Source organism: Vibrio sp. HM8-C (assembly GCF_058630515.1).
Window position 1 is genome coordinate 1 of sequence record NZ_JBMMKS010000002.1, and the last position, 18,935, is coordinate 18,935.

The window sequence follows — 18,935 nt, forward strand, 5'->3', positions numbered from 1 at the left end:
ACCAGTGAAAACCAAAGTGAAATTTAAAATCGACTTTGCGTGTCTTATTCTTCATATATGAAGAAGGATTAAATCAAAATTTGTCCGTCAATGTTGGAGCGAAAGATGAGTCGTAAACTTTTACTGGGTTTGATGTTAGTAGCCTTGGTCGTAGTACTTGGAATAGAGTTTAGTCAATATTTGACACTCGAATATGCAAAAGCTCAACAAGCGTCACTATCTCAGTTTATCGACGAAAACTTAGTTTTATCGGCGTTAATTTACTTTTTTGCTTATGTCGCTATTACTGCATTTTCTATTCCCGGCGCTGCTGTCGTTACTCTTCTCGGTGCAGCTCTGTTCGGATTCTGGTTTAGCTTGCTCTTGGTGTCATTTGCGAGCACGTTAGGCGCTACTCTTGCCTTTCTTAGTAGCCGCTATTTGCTTCGTAGTTGGGTGCAACAGAAATTCAGTGACAAACTCACAGCGATAAATGCAGGAGTTAAAAAAGACGGTGCCTTTTATCTTTTTACACTGAGACTCATTCCGGTATTCCCGTTTTTCCTCATAAATCTTCTAATGGGACTAATGCCGATTTCAACCGCTCGTTATTATCTCGTGAGTCAGTTAGGTATGCTCCCTGGAACGGCAGTTTATCTGAATGCTGGCACTCAACTAGCAGAAATAAACACACTGGCAGGGATCGTTTCACCTACCGTATTGCTCTCATTTGCATTGTTGGGTGTGTTTCCATTTCTAGCCAAATGGGGACTATCTAAATTCCAGAAAACGACGGTAACTAACGAGTAATATGAAGATATTCATAGCTCAGCACCCTGCCGAAGCACATATTGTTTGCGATTTATTACGCCAGCAAGACATACGCTGTGAAGTGCGTGGGGACACGCTTTTTAGTGTTCACGGAGAAATTCCTTTTGATGAGGCCTCTTCACCTTATGTTTGGCTACTGGATCTGAACTGCATTGAGCTGTCAAAAAGCATCGTAAATGACTTTTTGAAACCAACACATCAAAATCAGCCTGATTGGCTCTGTAAGCATTGTGGAGAGTATAATGGGCCACAATTCGGACTGTGTTGGAATTGTGGCTCAGAGAGTGAATAGAAAGGTTTTAAGCGTTAATCATTAATTGCTTGTTGATAAACTCAATGGAAACTCGGTTAAACACCTCTGGCTGTTCGATATTGCAGACATGACCGCAGTTGGGGATTTCCCATAACTCGCTTTTCTCATGTAGTGCCACCATATCTTTCACCGGTTGGATGAACATGTAATCACGCTCCCCCATCAAATACAGGGTGGGTATCGGCAATTCTTTGTCACGAAAGTAACGCATCATAGGATTGATTTCGGCAGTCAACGTAAACCAACGTTTGAACTCTTTCTGACAGAGCTTCTTAGCTTCTCTCACAAACAAGTTACGTGATTGCTTTTGGCTTCTTTGAGGCATAACGATGTAGGCAAACAGGCGATAAAGCCACATGTACGGTACAAAGTTTTTACTCATATGTCCGAGCTTAACCAAAATTTGCGAACGCACATTTAGCCGAGTTACAGCGCCGCCTAAAACCATAGAACTCACTCGTTCGGTAGCAAGTTCAGCAAGATTACGCACAATGATGGTTCCAAGGGACATCCCAACAAAATGGGCTGATTGAATCTTTAAGTGATCGAGCACTTTCAATACATCTAATGTTACTGACTTAAATGTATATTTATTGCTGATTAAATCTTTGATGAGCTGTGGGGATTTACCATGCCCACGTAAATCGACAAACAACAAATTAAAATGCTGCTTATACGCTTTAATTTGCTTGAACCAAATGGATGAACTGCCTCCTGCACCATGAACAAATACCACCCACTCCTGACTGGTTGGGTGATGGTAAGTTTTATGAAAAAGCATGCTTTGGGGCATCGATACCACTTAATGTTGTATGAAACTGATGCGCGAAGGGTATCACAAACCGACCTTCCAAGGAGATTAGAGTTGTTAAAAAATGCCACTCTACCTCGACTGGATCAAAAACAGAGCGCTAAGGCTCTGTTTTTATTAATCGACATATCTAGTCAAAAATTGCGTAGTTATACATTTTCACGTATTCCAGTGCAGATTCTTTCCAACTGAAGTCACATCTCATCGCGCGCTGCTGAACTTCTAACAACAAATCTGGATGCTGCAGATAAAACAGTAATGCTCGTTGCATAGTGATCAGCAAAGCCTCTGGAGACGGCTCTTGAAAGCCAAAACCGGTCGCCTCATTTGGATATTTGTCATAGTCCAAGACAGTATCTTTAAGTCCACCGACTTCACGCACAATCGGCAACGTTCCATAAGCCATACTGTAGATTTGGTTTAAACCACAAGCTTCAAACTCCGACGGCATTAAGAAGAAATCTGATCCCGCTTCTACAAGGTGAGCAAAGCGGTTGCTGTATGCTTCAACAAATGCAAATTGCGTTGAATGTGAGCTCGCGATCTTATGTAACTGAGCAGCAACTTCCGGTTCCCCTGTTCCCACAATCACGAGCTGAACATCGTTACGTAGAAACTTCTCCAAAATTGGAAGGATGTAATGAAACCCTTTTTGATGAGTAAGTCGACACACCATACCGAATAACGGAACATCGCGTTGCGGAAGCTGTAACTCTTCTTGCAATACTTTCTTGCTCGCAGACTTACCCTTCTTCAATGATTTCGCTTCATCAGAGTAGACTTCAGGCAAGTAGATATCTGTTCTTGGGTTCCACTCGCTATAATCACAGCCGTTAACGATGCCATGTAAATCACGGGCACGACGCACAAAGTCATCAACCAAACCATGAGAGCCAAGAGGAGTAAGAAGCTCTGACGCGTAATTCGGGCTTACCGCATTGACTTTATCTGCAAATGCAATACCTGCTCTAAGCATACTGATATGGTCGTGACCATACTCAAGAAACTCCATTCCCGATAAATTAAGTTCTGGAATGACTTCTAGCTGATGATGAGAAAATATGCCTTTAAACATCGCATTGTGAATCGTGATTACACTTTTCACACCAGTGAAGTAAGGGTCGTTTCTAAAACGAGTTTTAAGAAGAAAAGGAACCAATCCCGTATGCCAGTCATTGGCATGGATAATATCTGGTCTAATTCCTAACTTGGGCAATACATCTAAACAGGCTGCTGAGAAAAAACCAAAGCGTTCTCCGTTATCCGGATAAGCTTGGTTGTGTTCAGCATAGAGTTCAGGGCGGTCAAAATACGTATCGCAATCAATAAGGTAGACTGGCACACCCTCAAGTTCTCTTTGACGAACTTGATAGCGAATATGTGGCCAATGAGTAAGCTCAGTTTCGAGAATCACTGGCGAAGAGTCTTTTTCTGGCACGCTACGGTAACCAGGCAAAACTATAGCGACTTGGTGGCCGAGTTCCAGCAGAGCTTTAGGCAGAGCCTTGGCTACATCAGCCAAGCCTCCACTTTTTACTAATCCTTGAGCTTCTGAAACGGTGAACCACACATTGAGTTGTTCCTTTCTAGAATCCAACTTTCGTTCCTTTTGCAATGACAACGATTCCGTCGTCAGACACGTGGAATCGTTGTCGGTCCAATTCTAAATTTTCACCAATGATAGTGCCGGGAGCGATTTCAACGTGTTTGTCGATGATCGTGCGCTTGATTGAGCACCCCGCTCCTATTTTCACATCACCCAAGATAACAGATTCACTAATCAAAGAGCCAGCCGCAATATTACTTCTGAATCCTAAAACTGATTTGTAAATGGTTGATCCTTGTATATAACTACCGCCGGAAATCAAACTGTCAGTGATTTTAACTCTACGCTCACCAGAATCAACAAATGTCGCGGGTGGTAGAGGAGGATAATAAGTATGCAACGGCCAACTACGGTTATACAACGAGAAAGGTGGATTTTTATCTAGCAAATCCATATGTGCTGCCCAATAGGAATCGATCGTACCGACATCTCGCCAATAAGTTGTTTGTATTTCACCTTTGATTTTGTTTTGAGAGAAGTCGTATACATACACTCCTCCATTTGGAAACATCTTAGGAATGATGTCCTTACCGAAGTCATGACTTGACGCAGTATTGGCAGCGTCATCACGCAGTTCAGCGCAAAGCACACACGATTTGAAGATGTAATTGCCCATTGAAACCAAACACCACTCAGGTTCGCCCGGTATGGATTTAGGATTGGCAGGCTTCTCTTCAAAGCCAATCATTTTGCCGTCGCTATCGACTTCAATAACACCAAATTTGGAAGCTTCACTTCGTGGCATTCGCAATGCAGCCACAGTCAATTTAGCTTCCTTTTGACGATGGAAATCCAACATTTGACGAATGTCCATTTTGTACACGTGGTCAGAACCAAAAATACAGACATCTTCAGCGCCCGATTGCTCAACAAACACAATGTTTTGGTAAATAGCATCTGCCGTGCCTTCATACCAACGTTTACCATCACGCATTTGTGCCGGAATTATGTCTATAAAGCGGTTAGTAATGCCGGTGACATTCCAACCTTTTTTCATATGCAGATAAAGCGACTGAGACTTAAACTGAGTTAAAACATAGATTCTCATTAAGTCTGCATTAACAAAATTATTTAGGGCAAAATCGATCAGCCGGTAGCTGCCACCGAAAGGCACTGAAGGTTTCGAACGCGTTTCAGTTAATGGCATCAGGCGAGCTCCTTCGCCGCCAGCCAAAATCATTCCTAATACACCAAACATATATAACTCTCCATTTTATAATATTGACGTCTACCTTGATTATTTGGGGGGGACAAGGCAGCGTTGTCGACAAGCACGTTTGCGATGCATGGTCTGACCACATACAGCAACAGGTTACATATCGATGATTCATTTATATCAGGAGATGGTGATTAAAAGATGACACTCTCATACATTAGTTAAGAGTAATATTCTAAAATATGATTACACGCACATGTCACAAGGTTTTTATTACACAAACTAGACAATAACCTTTCCACGACCTATCTGTCCCGTAAAGAAAAAGGGTAGCTTTCGCTACCCTTTTTGGTTTTGTTCCAAAGACATCAACTAAGCATTTTTACGCTTATCTGTTATGTCCCATTTGCCATCGATATAAAGCGCAGTCCAACCAGATGGCTTACCATCATTTTCAGTTCGAACGTAGTGCTCTTTGCTCTTACGGCTAAAACGAACCACCGCAGGACGGCCATCCGGATCTTTCGCTGGCGCTGTTGCTAAATAGTGGAATTTCTCTGGAAGACGTTCTTTATACTTAGCCAGTTCTTCAACTAGTGGTGCGCGAGTTTCGCGAGATTTAGGGAAGTTACTTGCCGCAAAGAACAGACCAGAAGCACCGTCTCGAAGAACGAAGTAAGCATCCGAGTTTTCACATGGTAATTCAGGGAAATGCACTGGTTCTTCTTTTGGTGGAGCAACTTCACCATTACGAAGAATCTTACGAGTGTTTTTACACTCGTCGTTTGTACAACCCATGTACTTACCAAAGCGACCGTTCTTAAGCACCATGTCTGAGCCACACTTATCACACTCAACCACAGGGCCATCATAGCCTTTAACTTTGAACTCGCCTTCTTCGACGATATAACCATCACAGTTCGGGTTGTTACCACAAACATGAAGTTTACGTTTATCGTCAATCAGGTAAGCATCCATTGCTGTTTCACAAATCGGACAACGTTTCTTCGCACGAAGAGCTGCCGTTTCCACGTCCTCTTCAAGAACATTGATTATGCCTTCTTCGCTGCCTAAGTTAATCGTTGTCTTACAACGTTCTTTTGGTGCTAGTGCATAACCAGAACAACCAAGGAATACACCTGTAGACGCTGTACGGATACCCATTGGGCGCGAACAAGTTGGGCAAAGAATGCTGGTTTCCACGATATGATTTGGTTTCATACCGCCATGGTCTTCTTCTTGCTCTGCTTTTTCTAAATCTGTGCTGAAATCGTTAAAGAAGCTATCAAGCACTTCTTTCCAGCTGGTTTCACCTACCGCGATTTGGTCGAGTTTCTCTTCCATGCGTGCGGTGAAATCATAGTTCATCAGGTCGTCAAAACTCTCATCTAGACGGTCAGTAACTATCTCGCCCATTTTTTCTGCGTAGAAACGACGCTGTTCAACCTTTACATAACCACGGTCTTGAATGGTTGAGATGATTGAAGCGTAAGTCGATGGACGTCCAATGCCACGTTTCTCAAGTTCTTTAACCAGTGCAGCTTCGGTATAACGAGCTGGCGGCTTAGTAAATTGCTGTCTTGGGTCTAGTTTTTCAAGTGCAAGTTTATCGCCGACTTTTACAGCAGGAAGAATCTGATCTTCGTTTTTGCCCATAGGACGTTGAACACGAGTCCAACCGTCAAATTTTAGAATACGACCTTTCGCTTTAAGCGTGTACTCAGCAGCTTTTACACTCACTGTCGTTGAATCGTATTGAGCATCCGTCATTTGACAAGCAACAAACTGGTTCCAAATCAGTGCATACAGTTTATGAGCGTCCGCTTCCATACCTTCTAGGTCTTCAGCTTTTACATCCACACTTGAAGGACGAATGGCTTCGTGCGCTTCTTGAGCACCTTCTTTGCTACCGTATACTTTTGCTTGAGCCGGAAGATATTGCGCACCAAATTCTGAATCAATATAAGCACGAACTGCATCCACAGCTTCTGTACTCAAGTTGGTTGAGTCAGTACGCATATAAGTGATGTAACCCGCTTCATAGAGACGCTGAGCCAACATCATGGTCTTCTTAACACCATAACCTAAGCGAGTACTTGCCGCTTGTTGCAGAGTCGATGTAATGAATGGTGCGCTCGCCTTACTGCTTGTAGGACGATCTTCACGTTTACAGACTTCATAAACCGCTTTTTGTAACGTCGCCACAGACGCCATTGCGTCGGCTTCGTTTGTTGGTCTGAACGCGACACCGTCTTTCTGCGCTACTTCAAGACGGAACTCTTCTTTGGTCGGCGTTGTGGTGTCCGCGTGAATATCCCAGAACTCCTCTGGAACGAATGCCTTAATCGCACGCTCACGCTCAACAAGCAGCTTTACAGCTACTGACTGTACGCGACCAGCAGACAAACCACGAGCCACTTTCTTCCACAACAAAGGTGAGACCATAAAGCCCACTACACGGTCCATAAAGCGGCGTGCTTGCTGCGCATTTACGCCATCCATGTTCAGGTCTCCCGGTTTTTGGAAGGCTTGTTGGATCGCGTTCTTAGTAATTTCGTTAAACACTACACGTTTGTATCGCTCTTCATCGCCACCGATGATCTCACGAAGGTGCCAAGCGATAGCCTCTCCCTCGCGGTCCAAATCGGTTGCGAGATAGACGTGGTCTGCATCTTTCGCAAGTTTTTGTAGCTCAGCTACGACTTTCTCTTTACCTGGCAGAATTTGGTAATTTGCTTCCCAATCATGGTAAGGGTCGATACCCATTTTTTTGATTAGGGCGCTACGCTCTTTCTCCTTTTTAAGGCGAGCTTTTTCTTCTACGCTGATATTTTTTGATACCGCGGCAGCTTTTTTGGCAGCAGTTGTTGCAGTACTTTGACCTGCAGTTGGTAGATCGCGGACATGACCGACACTAGACTTAACAATGAAGTCTTTACCAAGGTATTTATTAATTGTTTTCGCCTTGGCTGGTGATTCCACTATAACGAGTGATTTACCCATAATTTGACTCAAATGCCCTTAATCACTATGAAAACGCTCTTTCAAACGGCGTTCTACATGGTTGCTTCTTTTTTTACTATCGAGCCGAACAACAAGAAGATCAACTTGTTTTTTTAAAATCCTTTTTATTTGCTCGACAAATCGACGAATTGTGCTTCTACGTTCAAAAACCCGCACATACTAGAATGGCTTGTTGCTAGGTGCGACTGTAAACGAATTAAATATGGAGCAAATCACAAAAAGTGCAATTTCACAAATCCAACCATTTCTGTTTTTGATCATGGAATTGAGCGCTTGTCACATTAGACTTCCAGACAAGTGAGCAGCAACTTGCTGAGTTGACAACTGGCAGTTGTTCGCCATTTAATGCCCAGCAGCAACTCAGCTTTAGATTTCGTTTTATGAGGTAACACACTAATGAATGACAAAAAAACCGTCAGTGAGTTTGAGCTTTTGCTTATCGCGAACCAGTTAATCCAAGACCATGAACAGTATTTCGAAGGATTACGGGCAGACAGCGTTGTAGAAAAAGATGATGTACTAGTCTTCAAAGGTAACTACTTTCTCGATGAGAAAGGTTTACCAACAGAAAAAACGACAGTGGTATTTAATATGTTCAAATACCTAGCTCATCAGCTTTCTAAAGAGTTCAGCGTTGAAAAATAATAAAAGCCTCTAAGGAGGCTTTTATTTCAATGAGTTTAATGACTCAGACTTGCAAACTTCTCGAAGTAATCAGGGAAAGTTTTCGAAGTACATTTCGGGTCATTAATTGTCACAGGTGTATCACTCAGTGCAACTAGTGAGAAGCACATCGCCATACGATGATCGTCATAAGTGTCAATCGCGGCGTGGGTTAGCTTAGCTGGAGGAGTGATAATGATGTAATCCTCACCCTCTTCCACTTCTGCCCCCACTTTACGTAGTTCTGTAGCCATAGCTGACAGACGATCTGTCTCTTTGACACGCCAGTTATATACGTTGCGAATCGCTGTGGTACCTTTTGCAAACAAAGCGGTGGTAGCAATCGTCATCGCAGCATCAGGGATATGGTTGAAGTCGAGGTCAACTGCATTGAGTTCACCGCGACGAGAGATAACGTAATCATCACCCCACTCAATTTCTGCACCCATTTTTTCCAGAGCATCAGCAAACTGAATATCGCCCTGAATACTCTTCTTGCCAATCCCAGTAACTTTAATTTCACCACCTTTAATCGCGGCAGCAGCAAGGAAGTAAGACGCCGAAGATGCGTCGCCTTCCACTAAAAAGTTACCCGGTGATACGTAAGTTTGGCCTGCTGGAATCAGGAACTCTTGATAATCACGGTTTTCCACCTTAACACCAAACTGCTCCATAATGTGCAATGTGATATCGATATACGGTTTTGAAACCAATTCACCAATAATCTTGATGGTAATGTCGCCTTTCGCAAGCGGTGCTGACATCAGAAATGCTGTTAAAAACTGACTTGAAATTGAACCATCAATTTCAACAGTACCCGAATCTAAACCTGTGCCTTTAATTCGTAATGGCGGAAAGTTTTCATTCTCCAAATATTCAATACTTGCACCAGCTTGACGCAGAGCATCCACTAGATGACCTATTGGACGCTCCTTCATGCGAGGCTCGCCAGTCAATACATAGTCACCAGCGCCTAAACACAGTGCAGCTGCTAACGGGCGCATTGCGGTTCCCGCGTTACCCAAAAACAGTTCTTGTGCTTGATCTACAGTAAACGGCTTACCAAGACCTTCCACTTCACACACTGTTTTATCGTCTGATAGACGATATTGAACGCCGAGTTTAGTGAGAGCGTTCAACATATGACGAATATCGTCACTGTCGAGCAAATTAGTGAGACGCGTTGTACCTTGAGCTAATGCAGCCAATAACAATGCGCGGTTTGATACACTTTTCGAACCTGGGAGATTCACTTCTCCACTGATTTTTTGAATCGGTTGTAACGTAAGGCTTTCCATTAATGCTGTGTTTCCTTGCACCGCTCTCATATCTCTATTTATTTGGAGCGATGTAAAATTCTTCGTATTGGCAGACTAACGAAATTCAACCATGAAAACTAGCCTAAATCTGCCGTCTCAGTGAATTTTTAGCCATCACATTTCTTTGTCCACCCGAACACCATCATCGAAGTATAGGATTCGGACTTTATCATCTTTGGAAAACAGCATTTTAGGGTCAACATCTTGGATAACGTCTATCCATTTTCCCTCTTTGGTTTCTATGAGTAATTCGACCAAGCGATACTCAATACTGTATGAACGATTAGCACTATGATGGGCAATGCTTCCTCCGGCTATTGCACCAACCGCAGTTGCTACTTCTCGTCCATGTCCATCTCCAAATTGATTACCGATGACTCCACCCACAACAGCACCAAGTAGTGTTTCCCAGCCGTTGGCTTTTGATTGAAAGATATCTTGCTGACTGATGTAGCGAACACTCTCTACGGTTCCAAATACCACCTCGTTCACAGCCCGTGCTTGATTACGTTGATAAGCAGCATTGGCAAACAAGGGAAAAATCAATATGATCCATAACCACTTTTTCATTTTTTCTCCTAAATAACGATGGGGTTTCAATGACGATCTATCTCCCTGAGCTGGCTCCTAATGATTTCAGTTTCCCTTCTCCTTACGAAGCATTAGAAGATCCAAATGGTTTGCTCGCTTTTGGAGGAGATCTCAACCCAAACCGAATTTATAACGCATATAAAAATGGGATTTTTCCTTGGTATGGTCCCGGAGAACCCATCCTCTGGTGGAGCCCTTCACCGCGAGCCGTGTTTAATCCTAAGACATTCAAACCCGCTAAAAGTGTGAAAAAATTTCAACGCAAGCAACAATATTCCGTCAGCATCAACCACGCCACTCAACAAGTCATTGATCTCTGTGCTGCAACTCGCTCTGCTGATCAAACGTGGATTCACCCTGAAATGAGAGCGGCATATGGAATGCTAGCGCAACAGGGTAAATGCCACTCCGTTGAAGTATGGCAAAATGATGCGCTTGTAGGCGGATTATACGGCATCCAGATGGGGCAAATTTTTTGCGGCGAATCGATGTTCAGCATTCAAACAAACGCTTCCAAAATCGCTTTATGGTACTTCTGCGAACACTTTGCAAAGAACAAAGGACAGCTCATTGATTGCCAAGTAATGAACCCACATCTCGCTTCGTTAGGCGCATTTGAATTGCCACGTGACGAATTCATCAATTCATTGCTATCTTTTAGAGATAAAACAGTAAAACAAGAGTGTTTCAAACGCCAGTGGCTCAGCATTACAGATAATCCTGAGTCTGTTGAGGAGTGAAGCGTGAGTTCTGATATACACCAAATTAGAATTGGCCTAACCAACAACCATCCATGCAGTTATCTTAAAGATCGTATGGAACGTGTGGCTGTAGCGCTGGATAGCAGCATGCAGTCCGATGAAAATTACGAAATTCTTCTTGCCAATGGTTTTCGCCGAAGTGGCGACACAATATATAAACCTCATTGTGACACGTGTAGCGCCTGCCACGCATTACGAGTGTCAGTTCCTGGCTTCACGCCAACCAAAAGCCAGAAACGGTTGATCAACAAAATCAAACAGCATTTGACATGGGAACTCAAACCGAAGCTAGATGAAAACTGGTTTTCGCTCTATGCCAAATACATAAAGGCACGCCATAGCGATGGAACCATGTATCCACCACAAAAGGATGAGTTTGATAAATTCGCTAATTCTCAGTGGCTGAATACCCAATTTCTTCATGTCTATGAAGATAAACGCCTCATAGCCGTCGCTGTCACGGATATTCTCCCTAATAGTGCGAGTGCGTTTTATACTTTTTTTGACCCAACTTCTCCGTTGTCTATCGGTACTCTTGCGATTCTGATTCAATTGGAATACTGCAAAAGTAATCATAAACAATGGCTTTATTTGGGCTATCAAATCGATGAATGCCCTGCAATGAACTATAAAGTACGCTTCCAACGCCATCAAAGGCTAGTAAATCAGCGTTGGCAAGGGTAGAATACGCCCCAACTTTACTTATTTAACATTCAACGGTGAGATATGCCGTTGATTTGCGCCACATTTCTAAAGAGGATTAAATGGCTAAAGAAGACGTAATTGAGATGCAAGGCACTGTCCTTGATACTCTTCCAAACACAATGTTCCGTGTTGAGCTTGAAAACGGTCACGTAGTAACGGCTCACATCTCAGGTAAAATGCGTAAAAACTACATTCGTATTCTAACGGGTGACAAAGTTACTGTTGAGATGACTCCATACGACCTATCGAAAGGCCGCATCGTCTTCCGTGCTCGTTAATCTCTGATTTTCGAATACAACAAAAAGCGGAGCTAAATGCTCCGTTTTTTGTTGCTGTTCTTAGATTCAATTAGCTGTAAAACAGTAATAAAAAAGCGCATTTAAAATGCGCTTTTCTGTATCTAAAAATAATTACTCGGTTCTAGTGTAGAACTTCCTCTTTAGCGCCCAAGTATTCAAACGTTAGATGGTCATCTTTCAGAGCGACTTTCACTGTACCGCCGTCAACCAATGCGCCAAACAATAACTCATTAGCCAATGGTTTCTTCAACTGTTCTTGAATCACTCGTCCCATAGGACGTGCCCCCATTTCACGGTCATAGCCTTTCACAGCTAACCAGTGACGAGCATCTTCTGAAACTTCCAGCGATACACCGCGAGCATCCAACTGAACTTGCAGTTCAACAATAAATTTATCAACTACTTGGTGAATCACACTTTCATCCAAACTGTTAAACCAAATAGTGTGGTCTAAACGGTTACGGAACTCAGGAGTAAACACTTTCTTAATCGCTGCCATGGCGTCGTGGCTGTGATCCTGTTGAATCAAGCCAATGGATTTCTTAACTGTTTCTGCAACCCCCGCATTGGTTGTCATCACGAGGATGATGTTACGAAAATCAGCTTTACGACCATTGTTATCAGTAAGTGTACCGTTATCCATTACCTGCAGTAGCAAGTTGAAGATATCAGGGTGCGCTTTTTCGATTTCATCAAGAAGCACAACAGCATGTGGATTCTTAATAACCGCATCCGTTAGCAAACCGCCTTGGTCATAACCAACGTAACCTGGAGGTGCACCAATCAAGCGGCTCACCGAGTGACGTTCACCATATTCAGACATATCAAAACGTAGTAGCTCAATGCCTAATAGTTTAGAAAGCTGAACCGTAACCTCTGTTTTACCAACCCCTGTTGGCCCAGCAAATAAGAATGAACCGACAGGTCGGTTGTCTGCACCCAATCCCGCACGAGTAAGCTTGATGGATTCAGTCAATACATCAATGGCATCGTTTTGTCCGAATACCAACATCTTCATTTTCTGATCAAGATTTTTCAGAATGTCTTTATCAGATGAAGAAACGGATTTCTCTGGGATACGAGCCATTTTTGCAACCATGGATTCGATCTCAGCCACACCGACGGTTTTCTTACGTTTGCTTGCTGGCATCAAACGAACACGAGCACCTGCTTCATCGATGACATCAATCGCTTTGTCAGGTAAGTGACGTTCATTTATGTACTTAGCAGACAATTCTACCGCTGCACGAAGTGCTTTGTTGGTATAACGAACATCATGGTGAGCTTCGTATTTTGGTTTCAAACCCATCAAAATTTTGGTGGTATCGTCCAACGAAGGTTCTACAACGTCAATTTTTTGGAATCGACGAGACAGTGCTCGTTCCTTTTCAAAAATATTGCTGTATTCCTGATAAGTGGTTGAACCGATACAACGTAATTTACCGCTACTTAGTAGAGGCTTAATCAAGTTCGCAGCATCCACTTGACCACCAGACGCAGCACCTGCACCGATAATGGTATGAATTTCATCGATAAAGAGAATTGCATCTTTCTCTTTTTCTAGCTGTTTGAGAATGGTTTTAAAACGCTTCTCGAAATCACCACGATATTTGGTTCCCGCTAATAGCGAGCCGATATCCAATGAGTAGATAACGCTGTTCTGAATCACTTCAGGAACCTGACCTTCAACGATTCTCCAAGCTAAGCCTTCTGCAATTGCAGTTTTACCAACACCAGCTTCACCTACTAACAATGGGTTGTTCTTGCGGCGACGGCACAGCACTTGAATCGTACGTTCGAGTTCTTTGTCACGCCCAATCAAAGGATCAATCTGACCTTGCCCCGCTAACTGGTTCAAGTTAGTTGCAAAACTCTCTAATCTTTCATCTGCTGGTGAATCTTCTGAACTTTCGGTACCGAATGAATCAGAAGACGAATCTTCGCCTGAACTACTCGATGCTTTCGTGATTCCGTGGGAAATGTAGTTAACGATATCCAAACGACTAATGTCGTTCTTTTTCAATAGATATGCTGCGTGAGATTCCTGCTCGCTGAAAATGGCTACCAGCACGTTTGCACCAGTGACTTCACTACGACCGGAAGATTGAACATGGAACACTGCACGTTGCAGCACGCGTTGGAAACTGAGCGTTGGCTGAGTTTCTCGGGTTTCGTCGTTATCTGGGATGAGAGGGGTTGTTTGATCAATAAATACGTCAAGCTCTCGACGCAAAACGTCAATGTCTGCCTGACAGGCCAATAATGCTTCCTTCGCTGCATCGTTTTCTAACAATGCAAGTAGGAGGTGCTCGACGGTCATGAATTCATGTCTTTTGTCTCGCGCTCGAGCGAACGCGCCGTTTAGACTAGACTCTAGTTCTTTGTTAAGCATAAGGCCTCCTTAAAGAACAACCACGTCTGCGAATGTTACGCTTTTTCCATCGTACAAAGCAGTGGATGCTCGTTTTCCCGTGCGTACATTGTCACCTGAGCAACTTTCGTCTCTGCAACTTCTGCAGTAAACGTGCCACAAATTGCTTTCCCTTCATAATGAACTCTGAGCATCACTTGTGTCGCTTTTTCTATGTCCATAGAGAAGAAGCGTTCAAGGATTTCTATCACAAAATCCATCGGCGTGTAGTCGTCATTATTCAGTATAACGTTATACATCGACGGTGGTTTTGTTGCTGTTTTCTCTAGCTCCAGTAGATCTGAGTCTGGAGTTACCCATTCGAAGTTTTTACTCATGATGGCCGTATTTAGGAGTGTTTCTCTTAAAAATGTCTCTTCTCTTAAAAAGTCATCACTTACTGATAACCTAAGGTGCTGTCAGTGAAGGTGAAAAACAATCCTTACTTAGAGACTAATGCAGCAATTGTATCGCTGCAAATAAAACATTGCTATTCACAATCGAGTTTATTCTAAACGTTCAAAAACTCGTCACCTTTCTGTAACACTATTCGTACTAAAGTCTAAAATCGAGCCAATCATAAGTGGCACAAATACTTGTCGCACGATTGATATCAAATGGAATAGGGTTATCTTAAAAGTGATTTGCTTATAAAAGTATGCATTTTTATACCATTATCCTATTGACTGTGCTCAATCATTGACTACATTGGTCAAATAGTGACTAAAAATTTGGCAGCGGCTGAATCGATATTCACTAATAGGAGTGATCACCATCAGATTTTCTGATAATGGATATTAGAGTGAATTTCTCCGTAACAACATCAGTAACAAAATGCATGAGGGACGTATAGCATGGCTACAGGTACAGTAAAATGGTTCAATAACGCCAAAGGATTCGGATTCATCTGTCCAGAAGGCGAAGATGGAGACATTTTTGCTCATTATTCTACTATCCAAATGGATGGCTACCGCACACTTAAAGCGGGACAGCAAGTAGCGTATGAAGTTGAACAAGGACCTAAAGGTTACCACGCTAGTAGTGTCGTACCTATTGAAGGGCAACAATCTAAATAGTTCGCTGCCGAATAAATCATTACCGATAATTGACCTGATGGTTGCTTAAAAGATAAAGATTTATTAATTAATAGATATGAAAAACCCGCCAATCGGCGGGTTTTGTATTTTCATTTGAATCGCTTTGAATATTACACGCGATCTACAATACTATTTAGTGTTGCACTTGGGCGCATTAAGCTAGAAACCAATGCATCATTAAGTGCATAGTAACCACCTAAATCACCCGCTACACCTTGTGCACCGTTTAGTTCAGCCACAATCTTCTCTTCGTTAGACAGTAGCTTCTCAGCAACAGGAGTAAACTCAGCTGCTAGATCTGCATCTTGAGTTTGTGCTGCTAGAGCTTCAGCCCAGTACGCCGCCAAGTAGTAATGGCTACCACGGTTATCCAGTTCACCCACTTTACGAGAAGGTGATTTGTTCAGGTCTAGGAATTTACCCGTGGCTTTGTCCAGAGAGTCAGCCAGCACTTGCGCTTTCGTATTGCCAGTCACCACACTTAGATGCTCCAAAGAAGCAGCAAGCGCTAAGAATTCACCAAGAGAGTCCCAACGTAAGTGGTTCTCTTTTTGAACTTGTTGAACGTGCTTAGGAGCTGAGCCACCAGCGCCCGTTTCAAACAGACCACCACCATTCATTAGTGGAACGATTGAAAGCATCTTAGCTGAAGTACCTAGCTCAAGAATTGGGAACAAGTCTGTTAGGTAGTCGCGTAGTACGTTACCTGTAACAGAAATAGTGTCTTTACCTTCTTTAATACGAGCTAGAGAGTATAGCGTTGCGTCTACTGGAGAAAGGATCTTGATCTCTAGACCAGAAGTATCGTGATCAGGTAGATACTGATTCACTTTCTTAATCAGTTCCGCGTCATGAGCACGAGCTTCATCTAACCAGAATACCGCTGGGGTTTTGGTTGCACGTGCACGGTTTACCGCAAGCTTAACCCAGTCTTGGATTGGAGCATCTTTAACCTGACACATGCGGAAGATGTCACCAGCTTCAACTTCTTGCTCTAGAAGCACTTTACCTGCTGCATCAACAACACGTACCGCACCATCGGCGTCTAAAATGAATGTTTTATCGTGTGAGCCGTATTCTTCCGCTTTTTGCGCCATTAGACCTACGTTAGGTACGCTACCCATTGTTGTAGGGTCAAATGCGCCATGTTCTTTACAGAACTCGATAACTGCTTGGTATACACCTGCGTAACAACGATCTGGGATCATCGCTTTGGTATCTTTCTGCTTGCCATCGGGACCCCACATTTGACCAGATGAACGAATCATTGCAGGCATAGATGCATCAACGATAATGTCACTTGGTACGTGTAGGTTCGTGATACCGCGGTCAGAATCAACCATCGCTAGTGGCGGTTGGTTTGCATAAACCGCTTGTAGTGCAGCTTCAATTTCATCGCGTTGAGCTTCTGGCAATGCTTGGATTTTTGCGTAAACATCACCTAGACCGTTATTTACATCAACACCTAGTTTCTCAAATACTTCACCGTATTTGTCGAATACTTCTTTGTAGTAAACCTTAACTGCATGACCAAAAATAACAGGGTCTGATACTTTCATCATGGTCGCTTTCATATGAAGAGAAAGCAGCACGTCTTGTTGTTTTGCGTCAGCAATTTCTTTTTCGAAAAACTCAACTAGCGCTTTCTTGTTCAGTACGCTTGCATCGATTATTTCTTTGTCTTTCAGTGCAAAAGGTTTTTTCAGTTCTTTAGTTGAACCGTCTTTACCTACGAACTGAATAGAAACCTGCGTTGCTCCGTCAACAGTGACTGATTTCTCGCTACCGAAGAAATCTTTATCACTCATGCTAGCAACGTGAGATTTAGAATCTGCAGACCAAGCACCCATTGAGTGTGGGTTCTTCTTCGCATAGTTTTTCACTGATGCTGGCGCACGACGGTCAGAGTTACCTTCACGTAGTACTGGGTTTACCGCACTACCTTTGATTTTGTCGTAAGTTGCTTTAATTGCTTCTTCTTCGTAAGTCGCAGGCTCTTCTGGGTAATTCGGAAGTGCAAAACCTTTATCTTGAAGTTCTTTGATAGCTGCTTTTAGCTGAGGAACAGATGCCGAAATGTTTGGCAGTTTGATGATGTTCGCTTCAGGAGTTTGAGCAAGTTCACCGAGTTCCGTTAGAGCATCACCAATACGCTGATCTTCTTTCAAATGCTCTGGGAAGTTAGCAAGAATACGTCCTGCTAAAGAAATATCGCGAGTTTCGATCTCAATGCCCGACGATGCTGTAAATGATTGGATAATTGGCAGCAATGAATATGTAGCAAGTGCTGGGGCTTCGTCAGTGATTGTATAAATAATTGTAGGTTTATTTGTTGGCATGAACTTTCCCTATTTGTTCTAACAACACACGGGCATGTGTTGTGTGAATGTACGGCTCAAGCGGGAAACATCCCAAACTTGGGCACGATAGTCTCACTCTTTCCTTTTTGTGTTCGAATAACTTCTATGTGCGAACAACCATAATGAGTCTTCGATGCAGTCCTTGAGTGAAGATCGTTATAATTAAACAAAATTAGGATAATAGTCTATCATCTTGTCGTTTATCCTATTTCTGGGCGCGCAAATGATAGCGCAAAACCGAGTTTCAGAAAACTTTCAAATACACTTCATTTACATTTTTGCAAGGTAGTTAACATGTCATCCAGCTCGCGTAGAAGCCCTGCTAACGCTTCTCACCCGACAAGCTCTCACTCAAAGAAGCCGCGTTTTAAACAAAGTAATCGCACAGCGTCTGGTCGCCCTGCAAATCAACAGCGAACACGTAAAGCTACCGACCAAAAACCTAAAGTGAGCCCAGAAGATCGTAAAGTCATTGTTTTTAATAAACCTTATGACACATTAAGCCAGTTTACCGATGGTGAAGGTCGTAAAACGTTGGCGGATTTCATCCCTGTAAAGGACGTGTATGCCGCGGGCAGACTGGATCGAGACAGTGAAGGTTTGATGGTGTTAACCAACGATGGAATCTTACAGGCAAAGCTCACTCAACCGGAATCCAAATCAGCAAAAACTTATTGGGTGCAAGTTGAAGGGGCGCCTTCTGAGTCAGATTTAGAAAAGCTTAGACATGGCGTCACTCTGAAAGATGGACCAACTCTTCCTGCAAAAGTGATGGTAATGGATGAGCCGCAACTTTGGGAACGAAATCCCCCAGTACGTTTTCGTGCAGCTATTCCAACGACTTGGTTAGCCATTACGATTATTGAAGGTAGAAATCGTCAGGTAAGGCGCATGACCGCGCACATCGGCTTCCCTACCCTTCGTTTGATTCGTTATTCCATGGGTAATATTGAACTTGATGATCTTCAACCCGGTGAGTGGAAAGAGATTCGTTTATAACGGCTTGAAAA

At 43.0% G+C, this 18,935-nt stretch carries 17 protein-coding genes; 8 read left to right on the forward strand and 9 right to left on the reverse strand.

What is annotated here, in order from left to right; translation table 11 throughout:
• Positions 1-105: 105 nt before the first annotated feature.
• Together ACOSVQ_RS03000 and ACOSVQ_RS03005 are read left to right on the forward strand one after the other, a co-directional pair.
• Positions 106-789, forward strand: coding sequence for a TVP38/TMEM64 family protein (locus ACOSVQ_RS03000; protein ID WP_491981119.1), 684 nt, complete (start codon positions 106-108; stop codon positions 787-789).
• Between the two features lies 1 nt (position 790).
• A complete protein-coding gene (locus tag ACOSVQ_RS03005; RefSeq protein ID WP_491981120.1) occupies positions 791-1,102 on the forward strand; it encodes a DUF7577 domain-containing protein in 312 nt (103 codons plus the stop codon).
• Between the two features lie 7 nt (positions 1,103-1,109).
• Here ACOSVQ_RS03005 and ACOSVQ_RS03010 read toward each other — a convergent pair whose 3' ends face one another.
• The 4 genes from ACOSVQ_RS03010 to topA form a co-directional block, all read right to left on the reverse strand.
• The gene (locus ACOSVQ_RS03010; protein ID WP_491981121.1) at positions 1,110-1,916 is read right to left on the reverse strand and encodes an alpha/beta fold hydrolase; all 807 of its coding nucleotides are present in this window, start codon (positions 1,914-1,916) and stop codon (positions 1,110-1,112) included.
• A gap of 148 nt (positions 1,917-2,064) precedes the next feature.
• Positions 2,065-3,531 carry a glycogen synthase GlgA gene (gene glgA / locus ACOSVQ_RS03015; protein ID WP_491981122.1) on the reverse strand — a complete coding sequence of 489 codons (1,467 nt, stop codon included), beginning with the start codon at positions 3,529-3,531 and terminating at the stop codon, positions 2,065-2,067.
• Complete coding sequence (glgC, locus tag ACOSVQ_RS03020; RefSeq protein ID WP_491981123.1) at positions 3,521-4,738, reverse strand: glucose-1-phosphate adenylyltransferase; 1,218 nt, start codon at positions 4,736-4,738, stop codon at positions 3,521-3,523. The genes glgA and glgC overlap by 11 nt, the downstream gene beginning before the upstream one ends.
• Before the next feature lie 330 nt (positions 4,739-5,068).
• Positions 5,069-7,699, reverse strand: a complete 2,631-nt coding sequence (gene topA / locus ACOSVQ_RS03025; protein WP_491981124.1) for a type I DNA topoisomerase — start codon at positions 7,697-7,699, stop codon at positions 5,069-5,071.
• 417 nt (positions 7,700-8,116) lie between these two features.
• Between topA and ACOSVQ_RS03030 the strand changes: the two genes are divergently transcribed.
• On the forward strand, positions 8,117-8,365 hold the full coding sequence (locus ACOSVQ_RS03030) for a DUF2498 family protein (protein ID WP_491981125.1): 249 nt from the start codon (positions 8,117-8,119) through the stop codon (positions 8,363-8,365).
• Positions 8,366-8,400: 35 nt separating this feature from the next.
• Here the strand turns inward: ACOSVQ_RS03030 and aroA are convergent, their stop codons facing one another.
• Both aroA and ACOSVQ_RS03040 read right to left on the reverse strand, forming a co-directional pair.
• Positions 8,401-9,681: a 3-phosphoshikimate 1-carboxyvinyltransferase gene (gene aroA, locus ACOSVQ_RS03035; protein ID WP_491981126.1), complete on the reverse strand. Its 1,281-nt coding sequence runs from the start codon at positions 9,679-9,681 to the stop codon at positions 8,401-8,403.
• A gap of 135 nt (positions 9,682-9,816) precedes the next feature.
• Positions 9,817-10,272, reverse strand: a complete 456-nt coding sequence (locus tag ACOSVQ_RS03040; RefSeq protein WP_491981127.1) for an outer membrane lipoprotein — start codon at positions 10,270-10,272, stop codon at positions 9,817-9,819.
• A gap of 29 nt (positions 10,273-10,301) precedes the next feature.
• Here ACOSVQ_RS03040 and aat point away from each other — a divergent pair, with 29 nt between their 5' ends.
• The 3 genes from aat to infA all read left to right on the forward strand — a co-directional run bounded on the left by aat (position 10,302) and on the right by infA (position 12,037).
• Positions 10,302-11,033 carry a leucyl/phenylalanyl-tRNA--protein transferase gene (gene aat, locus ACOSVQ_RS03045; protein WP_491981128.1) on the forward strand — a complete coding sequence of 244 codons (732 nt, stop codon included), beginning with the start codon at positions 10,302-10,304 and terminating at the stop codon, positions 11,031-11,033.
• Positions 11,034-11,036: 3 nt separating this feature from the next.
• Entirely contained in the window at positions 11,037-11,738 is a 702-nt protein-coding gene (locus ACOSVQ_RS03050; protein ID WP_165311690.1) for an arginyltransferase, read from the forward strand.
• Between the two features lie 80 nt (positions 11,739-11,818).
• Entirely contained in the window at positions 11,819-12,037 is a 219-nt protein-coding gene (gene infA, locus ACOSVQ_RS03055; RefSeq protein ID WP_001040192.1) for a translation initiation factor IF-1, read from the forward strand.
• 142 nt (positions 12,038-12,179) lie between these two features.
• Here the strand turns inward: infA and clpA are convergent, their stop codons facing one another.
• Complete coding sequence (clpA, locus tag ACOSVQ_RS03060; protein WP_491981129.1) at positions 12,180-14,450, reverse strand: ATP-dependent Clp protease ATP-binding subunit ClpA; 2,271 nt, start codon at positions 14,448-14,450, stop codon at positions 12,180-12,182.
• Between the two features lie 35 nt (positions 14,451-14,485).
• On the reverse strand, positions 14,486-14,806 hold the full coding sequence (gene clpS, locus ACOSVQ_RS03065; protein WP_165311692.1) for an ATP-dependent Clp protease adapter ClpS: 321 nt from the start codon (positions 14,804-14,806) through the stop codon (positions 14,486-14,488).
• 516 nt (positions 14,807-15,322) lie between these two features.
• Between clpS and cspD the strand changes: the two genes are divergently transcribed.
• The gene (cspD, locus tag ACOSVQ_RS03070; RefSeq protein ID WP_042481960.1) at positions 15,323-15,544 is read left to right on the forward strand and encodes a cold shock domain-containing protein CspD; all 222 of its coding nucleotides are present in this window, start codon (positions 15,323-15,325) and stop codon (positions 15,542-15,544) included.
• 131 nt (positions 15,545-15,675) lie between these two features.
• Here the strand turns inward: cspD and ACOSVQ_RS03075 are convergent, their stop codons facing one another.
• Positions 15,676-17,904 carry an NADP-dependent isocitrate dehydrogenase gene (locus ACOSVQ_RS03075; RefSeq protein ID WP_491981130.1) on the reverse strand — a complete coding sequence of 743 codons (2,229 nt, stop codon included), beginning with the start codon at positions 17,902-17,904 and terminating at the stop codon, positions 15,676-15,678.
• Between the two features lie 315 nt (positions 17,905-18,219).
• Here ACOSVQ_RS03075 and rluE point away from each other — a divergent pair, with 315 nt between their 5' ends.
• Positions 18,220-18,924, forward strand: a complete 705-nt coding sequence (gene rluE / locus ACOSVQ_RS03080; RefSeq protein WP_491981131.1) for a 23S rRNA pseudouridine(2457) synthase RluE — start codon at positions 18,220-18,222, stop codon at positions 18,922-18,924.
• The last annotated feature ends 11 nt before the right edge of the window (positions 18,925-18,935 follow it).